This window comes from Ferrovibrio sp. GW821-FHT12E11 (genome assembly GCF_058806975.1).
Map to the genome: position 1 here is coordinate 648,430 of NZ_JBXAQG010000001.1, position 13,843 is coordinate 662,272.

17 protein-coding genes are annotated in these 13,843 nt (G+C 65.3%); 8 read left to right on the plus strand and 9 right to left on the minus strand.

From position 1 onward, the window contains the following. Positions 1–99: 99 nt before the first annotated feature. Complete coding sequence (locus tag AC1ROT_RS03245) at positions 100–642, plus strand: tetratricopeptide repeat protein (protein WP_492970164.1); 543 nt, start codon at positions 100–102, stop codon at positions 640–642. A gap of 7 nt (positions 643–649) precedes the next feature. On the opposite strand, the gene AC1ROT_RS03250 is transcribed toward AC1ROT_RS03245, so the two are convergent. Continuing rightward, positions 650–982 (minus strand): DMT family protein, encoded by a 333-nt coding sequence (locus tag AC1ROT_RS03250; protein ID WP_492970163.1) that lies wholly within the window; start codon positions 980–982, stop codon positions 650–652. Further along, positions 982–2,403 carry a pyruvate kinase gene (gene pyk, locus AC1ROT_RS03255; RefSeq protein ID WP_492997198.1) on the minus strand — a complete coding sequence of 474 codons (1,422 nt, stop codon included), beginning with the start codon at positions 2,401–2,403 and terminating at the stop codon, positions 982–984. Before pyk ends, AC1ROT_RS03250 begins: the two co-directional genes overlap by 1 nt. A 152-nt stretch (positions 2,404–2,555) precedes the next feature. Here pyk and ppa point away from each other — a divergent pair, with 152 nt between their 5' ends. Beyond that, complete coding sequence (gene ppa, locus AC1ROT_RS03260) at positions 2,556–3,089, plus strand: inorganic diphosphatase (protein WP_492970161.1); 534 nt, start codon at positions 2,556–2,558, stop codon at positions 3,087–3,089. A gap of 114 nt (positions 3,090–3,203) precedes the next feature. Next, positions 3,204–3,710 (plus strand): PAS domain-containing protein, encoded by a 507-nt coding sequence (locus AC1ROT_RS03265; protein ID WP_492970160.1) that lies wholly within the window; start codon positions 3,204–3,206, stop codon positions 3,708–3,710. Here the strand turns inward: AC1ROT_RS03265 and AC1ROT_RS03270 are convergent. Then, positions 3,707–5,356, minus strand: coding sequence for a GMC family oxidoreductase (locus AC1ROT_RS03270; protein ID WP_492997199.1), 1,650 nt, complete (start codon positions 5,354–5,356; stop codon positions 3,707–3,709). The two genes, AC1ROT_RS03265 and AC1ROT_RS03270, sit on opposite strands and share 4 nt — an antisense overlap. Before the next feature lie 176 nt (positions 5,357–5,532). On the opposite strand from AC1ROT_RS03270, the gene AC1ROT_RS03275 reads away from it, so the two are divergent. Then, positions 5,533–5,859: a YciI family protein gene (locus AC1ROT_RS03275; protein WP_492997200.1), complete on the plus strand. Its 327-nt coding sequence runs from the start codon at positions 5,533–5,535 to the stop codon at positions 5,857–5,859. A gap of 220 nt (positions 5,860–6,079) precedes the next feature. Further along, on the plus strand, positions 6,080–6,358 hold the full coding sequence (locus AC1ROT_RS03280) for a hypothetical protein (RefSeq protein WP_492997201.1): 279 nt from the start codon (positions 6,080–6,082) through the stop codon (positions 6,356–6,358). Positions 6,359–6,383: 25 nt separating this feature from the next. Here the strand turns inward: AC1ROT_RS03280 and AC1ROT_RS03285 are convergent, their stop codons facing one another. Genes AC1ROT_RS03285 through greB form a run of 3 tightly spaced genes read right to left on the minus strand, consistent with a single transcriptional unit; the run spans position 6,384 to position 8,409 of the window. Continuing rightward, positions 6,384–7,586, minus strand: a complete 1,203-nt coding sequence (locus AC1ROT_RS03285; RefSeq protein WP_492997202.1) for a BaiN/RdsA family NAD(P)/FAD-dependent oxidoreductase — start codon at positions 7,584–7,586, stop codon at positions 6,384–6,386. 5 nt (positions 7,587–7,591) lie between these two features. Next, complete coding sequence (locus AC1ROT_RS03290; protein ID WP_492970152.1) at positions 7,592–7,849, minus strand: ParB N-terminal domain-containing protein; 258 nt, start codon at positions 7,847–7,849, stop codon at positions 7,592–7,594. Next, positions 7,846–8,409, minus strand: a complete 564-nt coding sequence (gene greB / locus AC1ROT_RS03295; protein WP_492970151.1) for a transcription elongation factor GreB — start codon at positions 8,407–8,409, stop codon at positions 7,846–7,848. Before greB ends, AC1ROT_RS03290 begins: the two co-directional genes overlap by 4 nt. A 35-nt stretch (positions 8,410–8,444) precedes the next feature. Between greB and AC1ROT_RS03300 the strand changes: the two genes are divergently transcribed. After that, positions 8,445–8,915 (plus strand): YaiI/YqxD family protein, encoded by a 471-nt coding sequence (locus AC1ROT_RS03300; RefSeq protein ID WP_492997203.1) that lies wholly within the window; start codon positions 8,445–8,447, stop codon positions 8,913–8,915. Between the two features lie 143 nt (positions 8,916–9,058). Beyond that, positions 9,059–11,554: a hybrid sensor histidine kinase/response regulator gene (locus tag AC1ROT_RS03305; protein WP_492997204.1), complete on the plus strand. Its 2,496-nt coding sequence runs from the start codon at positions 9,059–9,061 to the stop codon at positions 11,552–11,554. 7 nt (positions 11,555–11,561) lie between these two features. Here the strand turns inward: AC1ROT_RS03305 and AC1ROT_RS03310 are convergent, their stop codons facing one another. The 3 genes from AC1ROT_RS03310 to AC1ROT_RS03320 all read right to left on the minus strand — a co-directional run bounded on the left by AC1ROT_RS03310 (position 11,562) and on the right by AC1ROT_RS03320 (position 12,292). Beyond that, on the minus strand, positions 11,562–11,789 hold the full coding sequence (locus AC1ROT_RS03310) for a hypothetical protein (protein ID WP_492970148.1): 228 nt from the start codon (positions 11,787–11,789) through the stop codon (positions 11,562–11,564). A 30-nt stretch (positions 11,790–11,819) separates the two neighbouring features. Next, entirely contained in the window at positions 11,820–11,984 is a 165-nt protein-coding gene (locus AC1ROT_RS03315; RefSeq protein WP_492997205.1) for a hypothetical protein, read from the minus strand. A gap of 98 nt (positions 11,985–12,082) precedes the next feature. Continuing rightward, a complete protein-coding gene (locus tag AC1ROT_RS03320) occupies positions 12,083–12,292 on the minus strand; it encodes a cold-shock protein (RefSeq protein ID WP_492970146.1) in 210 nt (69 codons plus the stop codon). 428 nt (positions 12,293–12,720) lie between these two features. Here AC1ROT_RS03320 and AC1ROT_RS03325 point away from each other — a divergent pair, with 428 nt between their 5' ends. Further along, positions 12,721–13,839, plus strand: a complete 1,119-nt coding sequence (locus AC1ROT_RS03325) for a hypothetical protein (protein ID WP_492997206.1) — start codon at positions 12,721–12,723, stop codon at positions 13,837–13,839. Positions 13,840–13,843: the final 4 nt, after the last annotated feature.

Below are 13,843 nucleotides of genomic sequence, written 5' to 3' on the forward strand. Positions count from 1 at the left end.
TAGACCGTCGGCCGGCCGGTTTATTCCCGGCGATCACAAATAAATGCGCCGGCAAAACGGCCCTTGCCGGGGGCTGGCTGCGGACCTACCATTCGACTCATGCGGTTACTGGCGATCCCCACGCTGCTTTCGCTGCTGTTCCTGGCGCTTCCGGCGGCCGGGCAGAGCGTGGTCGACAGCCTGTTCGAGAAACTGCAGGACACCCAGAATCCCATCGAGGCGCGCCAGCTTGAGCGCAAGATCTGGGAAGCCTGGGGCAAGAGCGAGTCCGACACGCTGGATGCCCTGATGCAGGGCGGCATGACGGTGATGGAAAAGGGCGACCACAAGCGCGCCGCCGATATCTTCACCGCCATCATCGAACTGAAGCCCGATTTCCCCGAGGCCTACAACAAACGCGCCACCGTGCGCTTCCTGGCCGGCGACTATGCCGGCTCGGTGGCCGATATCGAGCGCACGCTGAAACTTGAGCCGCGCCATTTCGGCGCGCTGACCGGTCTGGCTCTGATTATGGAGCGGCTGGACAACCTGGAAGAAGCGCTGCGCGCCTATCGCCGCGCCATGGCCGCCAACCCGCATCTGACCGACGGCGCCGACAAGCTGAAAGAGCTGCGCCGGAAGATCGACGCCAAAGAGCTTTAGGCCGCCTTCATTTCTGGAAGATGAAGAAGACCGCGCCGATCAGGCACAAGAAGGCGGCCAGGTAATTCCAGCGCAGCCCCTCGCCCAGATAAAACACGGCAAAACCGGCGAACACCGCCAGCGTGATCACCTCCTGCATGACTTTCAGCTGTGCCGCCGTGAAGCCGCCGGTAGTATAGCCGATGCGGTTCGCCGGCACCGCCAGGCAGTATTCGAAGAAGGCAATACCCCAGGAAATCAGGATCACCTTCCACAGTGCCTGTTCCTGATATTTCAGGTGCCAGTACCAGGCAAAGGTCATCAGCACATTCGAACCGATCAGCAACGCAATCGTCGGCATCAGCCGGCCTCCACCCGCGCAATCCGCAACACATTGGTATTGCCCGGCGTTCCGAAGGGCACGCCGGCAGTCACGACCAGATTGTCGCCGGGCTTTGCCATTTCGCTGGTGCGCGCAAATGCCACCGCCTTCGACACCATGTCGGAAAAGTTGATCGCATCCGCCGATACCACCGCATTGACGCCCCAGGCGATGCTGAGCCGCCGCGCCGTCTCGGTCAGCGGCGTCAGGCAGAGGATCGGCGACCGCGGCCGTTCGCGCGCGGCCCGCAGCGCCGTCGAACCCGACATCGTATAGGTGACGATGGCGGCGGCATTGATGGTTTCGGCCACCTGGCGGGCGGCCGCGGTGATCGCATCGGACGCAGTATTCTCCGGATTGTTGTGTTCGGCATCCATGATGCCGCGATAGAGCGGATCGCGCTCCACCTGCTCGGCGATGCTGTTCATGGTGCGCACGGCCTCGATGGGATAATCGCCGGACGCCGTTTCGGCCGACAGCATCACCGCATCGGCGCCATCATAGACCGCCGTCGCCACATCGGAAACCTCGGCGCGCGTCGGTACCGGCGCCTTGATCATGCTTTCCAGCATCTGCGTCGCAACAACCACCGGCTTGCCGGCGCGGCGCGCCGTGCGCACGATGCGTTTCTGCAGGCCCGGCACCGCCTGCAGCGGCATCTCGACGCCGAGATCGCCGCGCGCCACCATCAGCGCGTCGCAGAGCGTGACGATTTCGTCCAGCGTCTCCACGGCCGAGGGCTTCTCGATCTTGGCCAGCAGCGCCGCGCGGCCCTGAATGAGGGCACGCGCCTCGCGCAGATCATCGGGCCGCTGCACGAAGCTCAGGCCCACCCAGTCGACGCCGTGCTCCAGCGCAAAGGCCAGGTCGGCGCGATCCTTAGGCGTCAGCGCCGAGAGCGGCACCACCACATTGGGCAGGTTGACGCCCTTGCGGTCGCTGAGCCGGCCGCCGACCAGTACCTCGGTCTCGGCCCAGCCGACGCCGATGGCCTTCACCCGCAGGTGCAGCTTGCCGTCATCGAGCAGCAGCTCGGCGCCGGGCTTCAGGCTGCCCAGCACTTCGGGATGCGGCAGTTGCACCCCGGTGATGTCGCCGGCGCCGGCCTGCAGGTCGAGACGGAAGCTCTGGCCCTGCTGCAGCTCCACCGCACCATCCCGGAAGGCGCCGATTCGCAGCTTGGGCCCCTGCAAATCCGCCAAAAGCCCGATCGGCCGGCCGCTGGTGATCTCCAGGGCGCGGACCGTCCGGATACGCTCCAGATGATCGGCATGGCTGCCATGGCTGAAATTGAGGCGGAAGACATCGGCGCCGGCCTCGAACAGGGCCCGGATACGGTCGGGACTGCTGGAACTGGGTCCCAAGGTGGCGACAATCTTGACGTTGCGTTCCCGATGCATACTCCCCCCAGCTCCAGAGGCCCCATCTTAGTCACCGGGAGGCACCATCTGCGACGAAAATATTAAGGATCAAGCGGTTGCGTTTTCTGCTGCATTTGCGAAAAAGACGCCGCTTCCCCGCCAGAGTCCCCAAGGACCAAAGGACCACGACCATGGATATCGCCCGCATCAGCGTCGGCAAGAGCCCGCCCTACGACATCAACGCCGTGATCGAGATTCCGGCCGGCGGCGTGCCGGTGAAATACGAACTGGACAAGGATTCGGGCGCGCTGTTCGTCGACCGCTTCCTGCACACCGCCATGTTCTACCCGGCCAATTACGGCTTCATCCCGCATACCCTGGGCGGCGATGGCGACCCTTGCGACATCCTGGTGGTGAGCCATGTGCCGGTGGTGGCCGGCGCCGTGATCCGCTCGCGCCCGATCGGCGCGCTGAAGATGGAAGACGAGGCTGGCGGCGACGAGAAGATCATCGCCGTGCCGGTCGACAAACTGCATCCCTTCTACACCAATGTCGCGACCTACCAGGACCTGCCGGCCAGCCTGATCGAGCAGATCGAGCATTTCTTCGTCCACTACAAGGACCTGGAAAAGGGCAAGTTCGTGAAGAGCGCCGGCTGGGTCGGCCCCGACGAGGCCGCCAAGATGATCACCGAAGGCATCGTGCGCGCCGCCGGCATCAAGTAAAGCGCTCCACATACAGTGCAGAGACGGCGGCCACAGGCCGCCGTTTTCGTTCCCGGCATCGGATCTTTGGAGAATCTGCTGGTATCGGAACGTCCGGTCGCGCAGAGTCAGACCATGCTCTCCCCTGATCCGCCTATTGCCGCCGGCGCCGATCTTGACCGCATCACCGATGCGCGCCTGCGTCGCGCCCTCGACTGGTGGCGGAGCCTGCCCCGCAATGACGGCGGCCCCCTGCCCGACCGCAAGGATCTCGACCCGCTCAGCATCCCGGATCTGCTGCCCCATATCGTGCTATGGGACGTCACGCGAGGGGCAAACGGCTTCGACTATCGCGTGCGGCTGGCTGGCACCGCCATGGTGGAGGTGCACGGCTATGAATTTACCGGCCTGACCATGGCGCAGTTTCACGGGGCCGAAAATGCCAAGATCCAGCCCGAATATGATTTCGTCTGCCGCAGCGGCCAGCCGCACTATGTGGAGCGCAGCCTGTTCTGGATGAACCGCGACTATCAGCGCTACAGGCGCATGCTTCTGCCCTTCGCCCATCGGGCCGCAACCGGCCATGATGACGCGGCGCTGATCCTGAATATCTCCAACTTCCTCGGCCGCGACCTCGCCTAGCCGCGATTATCTTCGAGCACCATCTCAGCGCCCTTCTCGGCGATCATCAGCGTCGGCGACGCCGTATTGCCCGAGGGGATCAGCGGCATGGCCGAGGCATCGATCACCCTGAGGCCATCCACCCCCCTTACACGCAGGCGCCCGTCCAGCACCGCCATCGGATCGCTGTCGACGCCCATCTTCGCCGTGGCCACCGGATGGAAGATCGTCGCACCGATCTGGCCGGCGGCGACGCGCATGTCGGCTTCGGTCTGGACCTGCGGGCCGGGCAGGTATTCCTCCGGCCGGTATTTCGCCAGAGCCGGCGCGGCAGCCAGTTTGCGCGTCAGCTTCAGGCTGTCGACCGCCACCTGGATATCGGCTTCGGTGTCCAGGTAATTGGGCTGGATCGCCGGCGCCTGCTTCGGATCACTGGATTTGATCCGCACATGGCCGCGCGACGTCGGCCGCAGGTTGCAGATGCTGGCGGTAAACGCCGGAAAGGCATGCAGCGGCGAGCCGAACTTGTCCAGCGACAGCGGCTGGATATGGAATTCCACATTCGGCGTCTCATGCTCAGGCGACGAGCGCGTGAACATCCCGAAGGTGCTGGGCGCCATGGTCAGCGCGCCGCGCCGGCGCACCGCATAGTCCAGCCCCATCAGTGCGCGGCCGAACAGGCCCGCATCGTTGATGGTGCGCGCGCCCTTCACCTTGTAGATCAGCCGCAGCTGCAGATGGTCCTGCAGGTTCGCGCCGACGCCGGGCGCATCCACCAGCACATCGATTCCGTGCTCTTTCAGCAGCGCCGCGGGACCGATGCCGCTCAACTGCAGCAGTTGCGGCGAGTTGATGGCGCCAGCCGAGAGGATGATCTCCTTGCGCGCCTTGACGCGGCGGCGCTCGAAATCGTCCGACACGATCACGGATCTGGCGCGCGGCCGGCCGCTGTCGGTGGCGGTATCGAATTCGATCTTTTCGACATGGGCATTGGAGACGATGCCGAGATTGGGTCGCTGGTCGATCACCGGCCGCAGGAAGGCGGAAGCCGTGGACCAGCGGAAGCCCTTCTTCTGGTTGACCTGAAAATACCCCGAGCCCTCGTTGGTGCCGAGGTTGAAATCTTCCGTCTTTGGAATGCCGATCTGCTCGCCGGCCTGCTGGACGCTGTCGAGCAGATCCCAGCGCACGCGGGCTTTTTCCACGCGCCATTCGCCGCCGGCGCCATGCAGCGCCGATGCGCCGCCATGGAAGTCTTCGTGTTTCCTGAAATAGGGCAGCACATCGTCCCAGCCCCAGCCGGAGAGGCCCATCTGCGCCCAGGTGTCGTAATCCTGCACCTGGCCGCGCATGTAGACCATGGCGTTGATGGCGGTGCAGCCGCCGATCACCTTGCCACGCGCATAGCCGATGGAGCGGTTGTTCAGGCCCGGCACCGGTTCGGTCTGGTAGCACCAGTCGGCGCGCGGATTGCCGATGGCGAACAGGTAGCCGATGGGGATGTGGAACCAGACCCAGTTGTCGCGGCCGCCGGCCTCGACCACCAGCACCTTGTTCCTGGGATCTTTCGACAGCCGGTTGGCGAGCAGCAGGCCGGCAGTGCCGCCGCCGACAATGATGTAATCGAAGGTGGTGCCTTCAACGATTTCTTGGGCCTCAGCGGCCATGGCGTTTCCAATTCCCGTGTCATTTCACAGATCAAAGATTAGTGATTTCAGCCCGCAGGGAAAGCCTCTTGGCCCGATCGCCGGTTCTTTCGTGAACTATCACATCAGCGTCAGCGGGCTGACCCCCTGCCTGCATCATGCTATTCACGATCGTCGCGCATTTCGGAGGCCCCATCATGCTTTTCATCGTCACCGCCAAGGACCGTCCCGGCACCGGCATGCGCCAGAAATGGCGTGCTGCCCATCTGGAATTCGTTGCCGGCTGCCGCGAGGTGTTTCGCTATGGCGGCCCGATGATCGATGACAGCGGCGCGGTGATCGGCAGCCTGATGGTGCTGGAGATGCCCGACCGCGCGGCGCTGGACGCCCATCTGGCCCGCGATCCCTATTTCCGCGAGCCGGTCTTCGAGACGGTGGACATCGTGCAGACCCGCCAGATCGTACCGGAATTGCAGCCGGGCAGCCTGGATGCCGAACTGGCGAAGCAGCGCGCGACGGCCTGAGGCGCCACGCTACACTCTCGTCATGCCACGCCTGCGTGGCATCCACGACTCTTTGCCGAAACCCAAGACGTGGAGCCACGGCCTTGCCGTGGCATGACGGTGGGGGGATTTGGCGTTGCCCCCAAAAACACCGGCCGGCCTGCTAAATTTCCGGATACCTGCGGCGGCGTTACTGTTTGTCTGCCTGCCGCCACAGCCACGGCCCGGCCAGACTATGGCCATGCGCCGCTATCCTCGTTCCCATCCCGCCAACTGCCGCCTGCCACGGCCCACCAGCCCGCCGCATCAGCGTGCCGCGCTGCTGGGCCTGTTGCTGCTGGCGCTGCTGCCCGGCGCCGGCAATCCGGCTGGCATCGCAGCGCTGGCCGCCCTGCTGCTGGCCGCGGCGATGATCCTGCAGATTCGCAGCCGCCCCGCCACGCCGGTTCTGCTGTCTCCGCCCACCATGGTGATGCTGAATGGCGTCCGCTGGGAAGTCGGGCGCGTGCCGCCGCGCTGACCCATCCTTACGCTGCTGGCTGGCGCTACAGCGCCTGCCCCGCCGCGTGGCCGGAACTCCACGCCCACTGGAAATTGAAGCCGCCGAGATGGCCGGTCACGTCCACCACCTCGCCGATGAAATAGAGGCCGGGCACGGCTTTCGCCGCCATGGTCTGCGACGACAGCGCATCCGTATCCACGCCGCCGAGCGTCACTTCCGCCTTAGCATAGCCTTCGGTGCCGCCGGGCTGCAGCTGCCAGTCCTGCATCACCGCCGCCACGCCGCGCAGGCGCGCATCCGACAGGTCCGCCATGCGCGCGCCGTCCGAGACCGCAATCTCGGCCAGCCGCTGTGCCAGCCGCCGCGGCAGCAGGGTGGCAAGCACGGTGGCGAGGTCGGCTTTCGGGCGCTCGGCGCGCGCCGCTTTCAAAAGCGCAAAACCATCCCGGCCGGGCAGCAGGTTGAGCCGCACCGGCTCCGTCCGTCCGCGCTGCTCCCAGTAGGAGGAAACCTGCAGGATCGCCGGCCCGCTGAGGCCCTTATGCGTGAACAACAACGCCTCGCGGAAGGTCTTTTTCCCGCAGGCGGCTTCCGAGTCTTCCACCGCCACGCCGGCCATGTCGGTCCAGCGGCCGGCCTCGCGCGGATCGAAAGTGAGCGGCACCAGCGCCGGCTTCGGCGCGATCACAGCGAGGCCGAACTGCTTCGCCAGATCGTAGCCCCAGCCGGTGGCGCCCATTTTCGGGATGCTGGGTCCGCCGGTGGCGATCACCAGCTGCGCGGCCTCAAAGGACCCGGCATTCGTCGTCCCGACGCGGAAGCCGCTGTCGGTTTTCGCGACTGTGGCAATGGAGGTGGCGAGCCGGATATCGACCTGGCCGGGCCCGTGTCTGCATTCGTCCAGCAGCATCTGGATGATCTGCTTGGAGCTGCCGTCGCAGAACAACTGACCCAGGGTTTTCTCGTGCCAGGGAATGCCGTGACGATCCACCAGGGCGATGAAGTCCTGGCAGGTGTAGCGCCGGAGCGCCGATTTGGCGAAATGCGGGTTCTGCGACAGGAAATCGTTCGGGCCGGCATGCAGATTGGTGAAGTTGCAGCGGCCGCCGCCGGAAATGCGGATCTTCTCGCCCGGCTGGTCGGCATGATCGAGCAGCAGGATGCGCCGGCCACGCTGCGCGGCCACACTGGCGCAGAACAGCCCGGCGCCACCGGCGCCGATGATGATGGCGTCAAACGGCTGCATGGGGATCAGAACTTGCGCGCCGCCACGATGTAGCAGGCAATCGTCGCCTCGCCGAGCGAGCGCATGGCTTCCAGCCGATGCAGGCCGGCAATCAGCACATAGCGCTTTTCCTTCTCGTCGCGGCGCACCTGGATCGGCGTGGTCATGCCGCCATCGACCAGAATCTGGTCGGCCAGCGTCGAGACCTTGGCCGCATCCAGGGTGCTTTTGAATTTCGCCGGCACGTAAATCTCGGCGAGCTTCACCGGAATGGCTTTCATCATGCGGCCTGGTCCTCGTATGCGATCTTCAGCACTTCGATCTGTTCCGGCCCGTGCGGCGTGCGCAGGTCGACGATATCGCCGGCGCGCGCCTTCATCAGGGCGCGAGCGACCGGCGAAATCCAGCTCACCTCGCCCTGTTCCAGCCGCGCCTCGTCGATACCGACGATGCGCACGGTCTTGTTTTCGCCATGGGGATCGACATAGGTGACGGTGGCGCCGAAGAAGACCTGGTCGCGGTTCTTCTGCAGCTTCGGATCGACCGGCTCTGCGATTTCCAGGCGTTTGAGCAGGAAGCGGATGCGGCGGTCGATCTCGCGCAGGCGTTTCTTGCCGTAGAGATAGTCGCCATTCTCCGAGCGGTCGCCGTTGCCAGCGGCCCAGGAGACGATCTCCACCACCTTGGGCCGCTCGACGGATTTGAGCTGGCGCAGTTCGCCCTGCAGGCGCTTCAGGCCGGCAGGGGTGATGTAATTCTTGGCGCCAGCCGGGATCGGCGGCGCGGCGTCTTCCAGGTCGTCGTCGGGGTCGTTGTCCGACTCTTTGGTGAAGGCCTTGCTCATGGCGCGATCCTATCATGGCATGGCATAAAGCAGCCATGTCCCAGCCGCCGACCATCTATGTCGATGCCGATGCCTGTCCGGTCAAGGCCGAGATTTACAAGGTGGCCGAACGCCATGGCGCCGCCGTGGTGATGGTGGCCAATGCCTGGCTCAACGTGCCGCGCGAGCCCTGGCTGCGGCTGGTGGTGGTGGAAGCCGGGCTGGACAAGGCCGATGACTGGATCGCCGAACAGGCCGGCCCCGGCAGCATCGTGATCACCGCCGATATCCCGCTGGCCGCCCGCTGCGTGAAGACCGGCGCCACGGTTCTGAGCCCGACGGGGCGCACCTTCACCGAGGCCTCGATCGGCATGGACCTCGCCACCCGCAACCTGATGACCAGTCTGCGCGACGCCAGCCCGACCGAGCGCGTGGGCGGCGGGCCGCGGCCGTTTTCGCAGAAGGACCGCTCGGCCTTCCTGCAGGCGCTGCACGAGGCCATCGTGACGCTGAAACGCGCCGTCTAGCCCCGGCCGCGGCATGGCGAATCCCGAGTCGTGGCCGGAGGTTACCGGAAAATAACCCCGTATTCCGGTTGGGCCGGAAAACGGCGATAGGACGGGCCCGGCTCACGGTCTAGATTGCCCGCCACGGATCAATCGGACATCCAATGGAACAGCTCGGCAGAACCTCAATCGGGGGTGAACTCAAGGCTGCCGCCCATGCCGGGCGGCGCCATATTCCGCTGCGCGCCGGGCTGGCGCTGCTGCTGGCAGCGATTCCGGCGCTGACCATCCTGATCGCCGCCGGCATTCTGCAGATTTACGGCGCCGAGCTGATCGCGCGTCGCGCCGCCGACCAGCTGCGCATGGCCGGCATCCAGCTGGCCAACCGTCTCGACACCGGCATGCATCACCGCGCCCAGGAGCTGGTCCTGCTCAGCCGGCTGGATGTCATGCGCAACCCGAACTGGCAGCCCGACGCCATGCGCGCCGAGATCGAGCGGCTGAATGCCGGGCCGCGCGGCGGCAAGCGCTATGCCTATCTCGGCGTCACCAATGACAAGGGTATTGTCATCGCCGCCAATGATGGCCTGATGGAAGGCGCCGACGGCTCGTCGCGCCCGGTGTTCCAGCAGGGCATCAAGGGGCTGTGGTTCGGCGACGTGCATGAAGCCGTCATGCTCGACAAGATCCTCAATCCCGGCGGCCGCGAGCCGCTGCGCTTTGTCGATATCGCGCTGCCGCTGACCGACAGGGGCGGCAAAACCATCGGCGTGCTCGCCGCCCATATGGACTGGCGCTGGGCCGACCGCCTGCGCCATGACGTGCTGCAGAGCCTGGGGCTGGACCGCACCGATATCCAGGTGGCGCTGGTCGACAAGGACGGCGTGCCGTTGCCCGGTTCTTTCATCAATGAAAGCACGACGGCCAAGCCGCTGCTGCGCGATCTGGTCGCCGCCAGGGATGCCGGCGCCATGGCCGACTGGCCTGATGGCCGCTTTCTGACCGTGGCGGTGCGCTCGCCCGGGTATGACAGTTTCCCCGGCCTGGGCTGGCATGTGGTGCTGCGCCGGCCCGAAGCCAGTGCGCTCGCCACGCTGCATCGCTTCGAGCGCAATCTCTGGCTGCTCGGCCTGGGACTGGCCGCCGTCTTCGCCGTGGCCGGCTGGAGCCTGGCCGGCTATCTCGCCCGGGTCTTCACCGGCGTCAGCGACACCGCAACGGCGATTGCCGGCGGCGCCCGCGACATCGCCTTCCCGCCGCTGCCGGCCGTGGCGCCGCGCGAACTGACCGACCTGCATGCGGCTATCCGCACCATGGCCGCCGCCCTGATCGAGGCCGAGCGCCATATCCGCGCCGACAACCGGGTGCTGGCCGAACAGGTCGCTGCCCGCACCACCGAGCTGCAGCGCGCGATGGAACTGGCGCAGAGCGCGACCAAGGCCAAGTCGGATTTCCTTGCCAATATGAGCCATGAGCTGCGCACGCCGCTGAACGCGCTGCTCGGCATGATCACCCTGATGCTCTACCGGCCGCTGGACGACGATGCCCGGCAATATGCCCAGGTGGCGCAGGAATCCGGCCGCCACCTGCTGGCGCTGATCAACGACATCCTCGATCTATCGCGGCTGGAGTCGGGCGAGATCGAGCTGATGCCCGAGGATTTCGCGCCGGAGGCCCTGTTCCGTGGCGCCATAGAACTGGTGCAGCAACGCGCCGCCGAGAAGGATCTGCCGGTACAGCTCACCATCACCGGTTCGCTGCCGGCAGCCCTGCGCGCCGATGCGCGCCGCCTGCGCCAGGTGACGCTGAACCTGATCGGCAATGCCATCAAGTTCACCGACCGTGGCCGGGTGGATGTGCAAGTGGCCTGCCGACCGATCGACAACGGCCGCTTCGAGCTGAGCTGCGCCGTGCGCGATACCGGCATCGGCATGACCGAAGAAGACCTGCAGAAGCTGTTCAAGCGCTTCAGCCAGGTCGACCTGTCGATGACCCGCCGCCATGCCGGCACCGGACTTGGCCTGGCGATCTCGCGTCAGCTGATCCAGGCCATGGGCGGCGACATCCATGTGGAAAGCCGCTACGGCAACGGGAGCACCTTCCGCTTCACCATCCTCTGCGACCGCGCCCTGGGCATGCCCGACGCCGCCCTGGATGGCGAAGGCCAGCCGACCCTGCCCCGCCTCGGCCTGCGCGTGCTGGTCGCCGAGGACCATCCCGGCAACCAGATGCTGGTGCGCAATCTGCTGGCGTTGATGGATTGCCGCGCCGATATCGTGGAGAACGGCCGCGAGGCGGTGACGGCCGTGACCCAGCGCGGCCCCTATGACGTGGTGCTGATGGACGGCCAGATGCCGGAGATGGACGGCATGAGCGCCACCCGCGCCATCCGCGCCCTGGACGGTGCGGTGGCCAAAATCCCGGTGGTGATGCTCACCGCCAATGCGATGAAGGGCGACCGCGAGCGCTATCTGGCTGCCGGGGCCGATGATTTCGTGCCCAAGCCGATCGACCAGTTCGATCTGGTGCGGGCGCTGCGACGGATTGCCAATCCCCAGGACGATGCCGTGATGGCGCCGGCGTCAGCGCCGGCAATACAACTGAACGCCCGCCAGGGCGCCGCGCTGAGCAGCCTGCTGGGCAAGCTGCGGCAGCGCTGAGGCCGCGTTACTGGCCCGGAACCCGGGTGATGGTCTTGATCGGGCCGCGCGGACGGCCGGATTTCTCGGCGATCTCGCGATCCTGCCCCTCGAGGAAGGCCTTGATGGGGGCTTCGCCATCCAGACCGCCGATCAGTTCCGACGGCACGCGGCGGTTCGAGGTCTGCGCGCCATCCTGATAGATGACGTGAAACAGGATGAAGGCGGCGTTCGGATTGATTTTCTTCTTGGCCATGGGGCTACTCCACAAAAACTCAAGGCGGCCTCAGGCCGGATCGGACGTCGCGCCGCCATCCGGGGCATCATCGGTCTGACCGCTTTTACGCCGTTCCGACTCTTCCTGGCGCTTCTGCAGCTTTTCCTGCTTCTTCTGTTCTTTGGCGCGATCGCGTTCGGCGCGCTGCTGGTTGTAGTTCGGTTTGAAAGCCATGACGCTCTCCTGCAATAAGGCATACCCGCAATGAGGTATGGGGATAGAAAAAGGGGCGCCCGTCGCCGGACGCCCCTTCGCCTAAATCCGATGATGGATCAGACGGCCTTCAGATTCACCGCCGAGGTCTTGCCGCGCTTCGGATCGCGCTGCTCCTCGAAGGAAACCTTCTGGCCTTCGTTCAGGCCGGACATGCCAGCGCGTTCGACGGCGGAGATGTGGACGAACACGTCCGCGCCGCCGTTCTCCGGCTGAATGAAACCGTAACCCTTAGTGCCGTTAAACCATTTCACAGTGCCGACGGCCATGTGCTTATTCCTCGTTCAGATGGTAACAGCGGCGCACTCATGTACGTCGCATCAGACTATGTCCAGGATGGCAGAGGTCTGGACCCATCCGAAATGATCGAGGGGGGTAGCAGGCCGGCAGTCCAAGTAGAATGACGAACCTAACATAGGCGGTTTTGCCATTCCTGCAAGGCTGACGGCACCCAAAGTGCCGCCTGCCTGGCACAAGTCCATAACTTCAAACGCAAAACCGGGGGGTCGGTTCCCTGCCCCGGGCTGAAAAAGACCGCTTCCGGCCCCAATCGGCCCGGCCGGCGCGCCGTCCGGCACAGAAGGGTATGCAGACCGCCCGGTTCGGGGCAGCATGGGGGCGGCAGAGATTGCCGTTGATTCGCCGCCCCGGGTGCGGCTATTCAACCGCAAACTCCAAGGGGTGGGTCCCTTAAAAAATGACGGCATACGGGGCATTCCGTGAAAATGCGGTGCAGCAGCAACTGCATGGCATCTTTTTCGATCTGTGGCGGTTCGGTAGCAACGCCCTGGTGGGCTGGCGGCCCAGCCGGCGCGGCATCGAAATCATTACCGTGCCCAAGGTCCGCCTGTTCAGCGACCATGCCCGACATCTGTCCGTGTTCGGCGAGGGCAACCTGATGAATGGCGCGGAGCTGGACGATGCCGCCCGCCTGCTGGACGTGCAGCCGGTCGAATTGCGCCTGGAGATGCCGGTGGGCTATGGCCCCGGCGAAACACCGCCGGCCCTGGTCGAACAGGTCTTCAGCCTGTTCACCGTGACCCGCACGCAACATCGTGCGGTGCTGCTGATCGACATCGTCGAGTTTTCCAAGGCCAGCCCGGAGCTGCAGGCCGCCCAGCTCACCACCCTGGAATTCTCGCTGAACCTGGCCGAGGAGATGGCGCGGGTGCAGGGCCTGGCCGTGAGTTTCGGCCGCACCACAACAGGCGACGGCTTCTATGTCTGGAACGAGCGCCAGGGCCTGCGTGCCGATATCGATTTCTTCTGCGCCGTTGCCATCTTCCAGATCCTGTTCTCGGCCCTGAAGCGTACGGTGACAACGGCCTCGACGGTGCCGGTGCTGCGTCTGTGCCTGAGCATCGGCAGCCATTTCCTGTATCACCAGCCGCGCAAGGACGGCAGCGACGGCGGCTCCTTCATCGTCGGCGATGTCACCATCCAGGTGGCCCGCCTGATCAGCACCGCCCTGTCCGACCAGTTGCTGATCGGCGACTTCGAGCGCCCGCTGGGCCTGGGGCAGAAGCATTGCGACACCGAAACATTCCTGATCGCCACCAGCGAGCGACTGTCCAATCTGGGCGAGCTGCGCATCCTGGGCTACCGGATCGACCGCATTGCCTTCTACCTGACCGGCCCGCTGGAGGATGGCCGGCACCGGCCAACGCTGATCACCATCACCGACAAGCATGGTTTCAAGCATCGCTGCTACAACGCCAAGCTCAATGCCTTCCCCGATCAGGGCGAGCCGTATTACTGCGGCCTGCAGCATGCCGATCTGATACGCAGCACCACGGCGGCAACGCCGGAAGACTGAAAGC

Excerpts from the sequence above, each read along its gene's own strand:
- AC1ROT_RS03245 (WP_492970164.1), top strand. The coding sequence starts at position 100 with ATGCGGTTACTGGCGATCCCCACGCTGCTTTCGCTGCTGTTCCTGGCG.
- AC1ROT_RS03250 (WP_492970163.1), bottom strand. The coding sequence starts at position 982 with ATGCCGACGATTGCGTTGCTGATCGGTTCGAATGTGCTGATGACCTTT.
- pyk (WP_492997198.1), bottom strand. The coding sequence starts at position 2,403 with ATGCATCGGGAACGCAACGTCAAGATTGTCGCCACCTTGGGACCCAGT.
- ppa (WP_492970161.1), top strand. The coding sequence starts at position 2,556 with ATGGATATCGCCCGCATCAGCGTCGGCAAGAGCCCGCCCTACGACATC.
- AC1ROT_RS03265 (WP_492970160.1), top strand. The coding sequence starts at position 3,204 with ATGCTCTCCCCTGATCCGCCTATTGCCGCCGGCGCCGATCTTGACCGC.
- AC1ROT_RS03270 (WP_492997199.1), bottom strand. The coding sequence starts at position 5,356 with ATGGCCGCTGAGGCCCAAGAAATCGTTGAAGGCACCACCTTCGATTAC.
- AC1ROT_RS03275 (WP_492997200.1), top strand. The coding sequence starts at position 5,533 with ATGCTTTTCATCGTCACCGCCAAGGACCGTCCCGGCACCGGCATGCGC.
- AC1ROT_RS03280 (WP_492997201.1), top strand. The coding sequence starts at position 6,080 with ATGCGCCGCTATCCTCGTTCCCATCCCGCCAACTGCCGCCTGCCACGG.
- AC1ROT_RS03285 (WP_492997202.1), bottom strand. The coding sequence starts at position 7,586 with ATGCAGCCGTTTGACGCCATCATCATCGGCGCCGGTGGCGCCGGGCTG.
- AC1ROT_RS03290 (WP_492970152.1), bottom strand. The coding sequence starts at position 7,849 with ATGATGAAAGCCATTCCGGTGAAGCTCGCCGAGATTTACGTGCCGGCG.
- greB (WP_492970151.1), bottom strand. The coding sequence starts at position 8,409 with ATGAGCAAGGCCTTCACCAAAGAGTCGGACAACGACCCCGACGACGAC.
- AC1ROT_RS03300 (WP_492997203.1), top strand. The coding sequence starts at position 8,445 with ATGTCCCAGCCGCCGACCATCTATGTCGATGCCGATGCCTGTCCGGTC.
- AC1ROT_RS03305 (WP_492997204.1), top strand. The coding sequence starts at position 9,059 with ATGGAACAGCTCGGCAGAACCTCAATCGGGGGTGAACTCAAGGCTGCC.
- AC1ROT_RS03310 (WP_492970148.1), bottom strand. The coding sequence starts at position 11,789 with ATGGCCAAGAAGAAAATCAATCCGAACGCCGCCTTCATCCTGTTTCAC.
- AC1ROT_RS03315 (WP_492997205.1), bottom strand. The coding sequence starts at position 11,984 with ATGGCTTTCAAACCGAACTACAACCAGCAGCGCGCCGAACGCGATCGC.
- AC1ROT_RS03320 (WP_492970146.1), bottom strand. The coding sequence starts at position 12,292 with ATGGCCGTCGGCACTGTGAAATGGTTTAACGGCACTAAGGGTTACGGT.
- AC1ROT_RS03325 (WP_492997206.1), top strand. The coding sequence starts at position 12,721 with ATGACGGCATACGGGGCATTCCGTGAAAATGCGGTGCAGCAGCAACTG.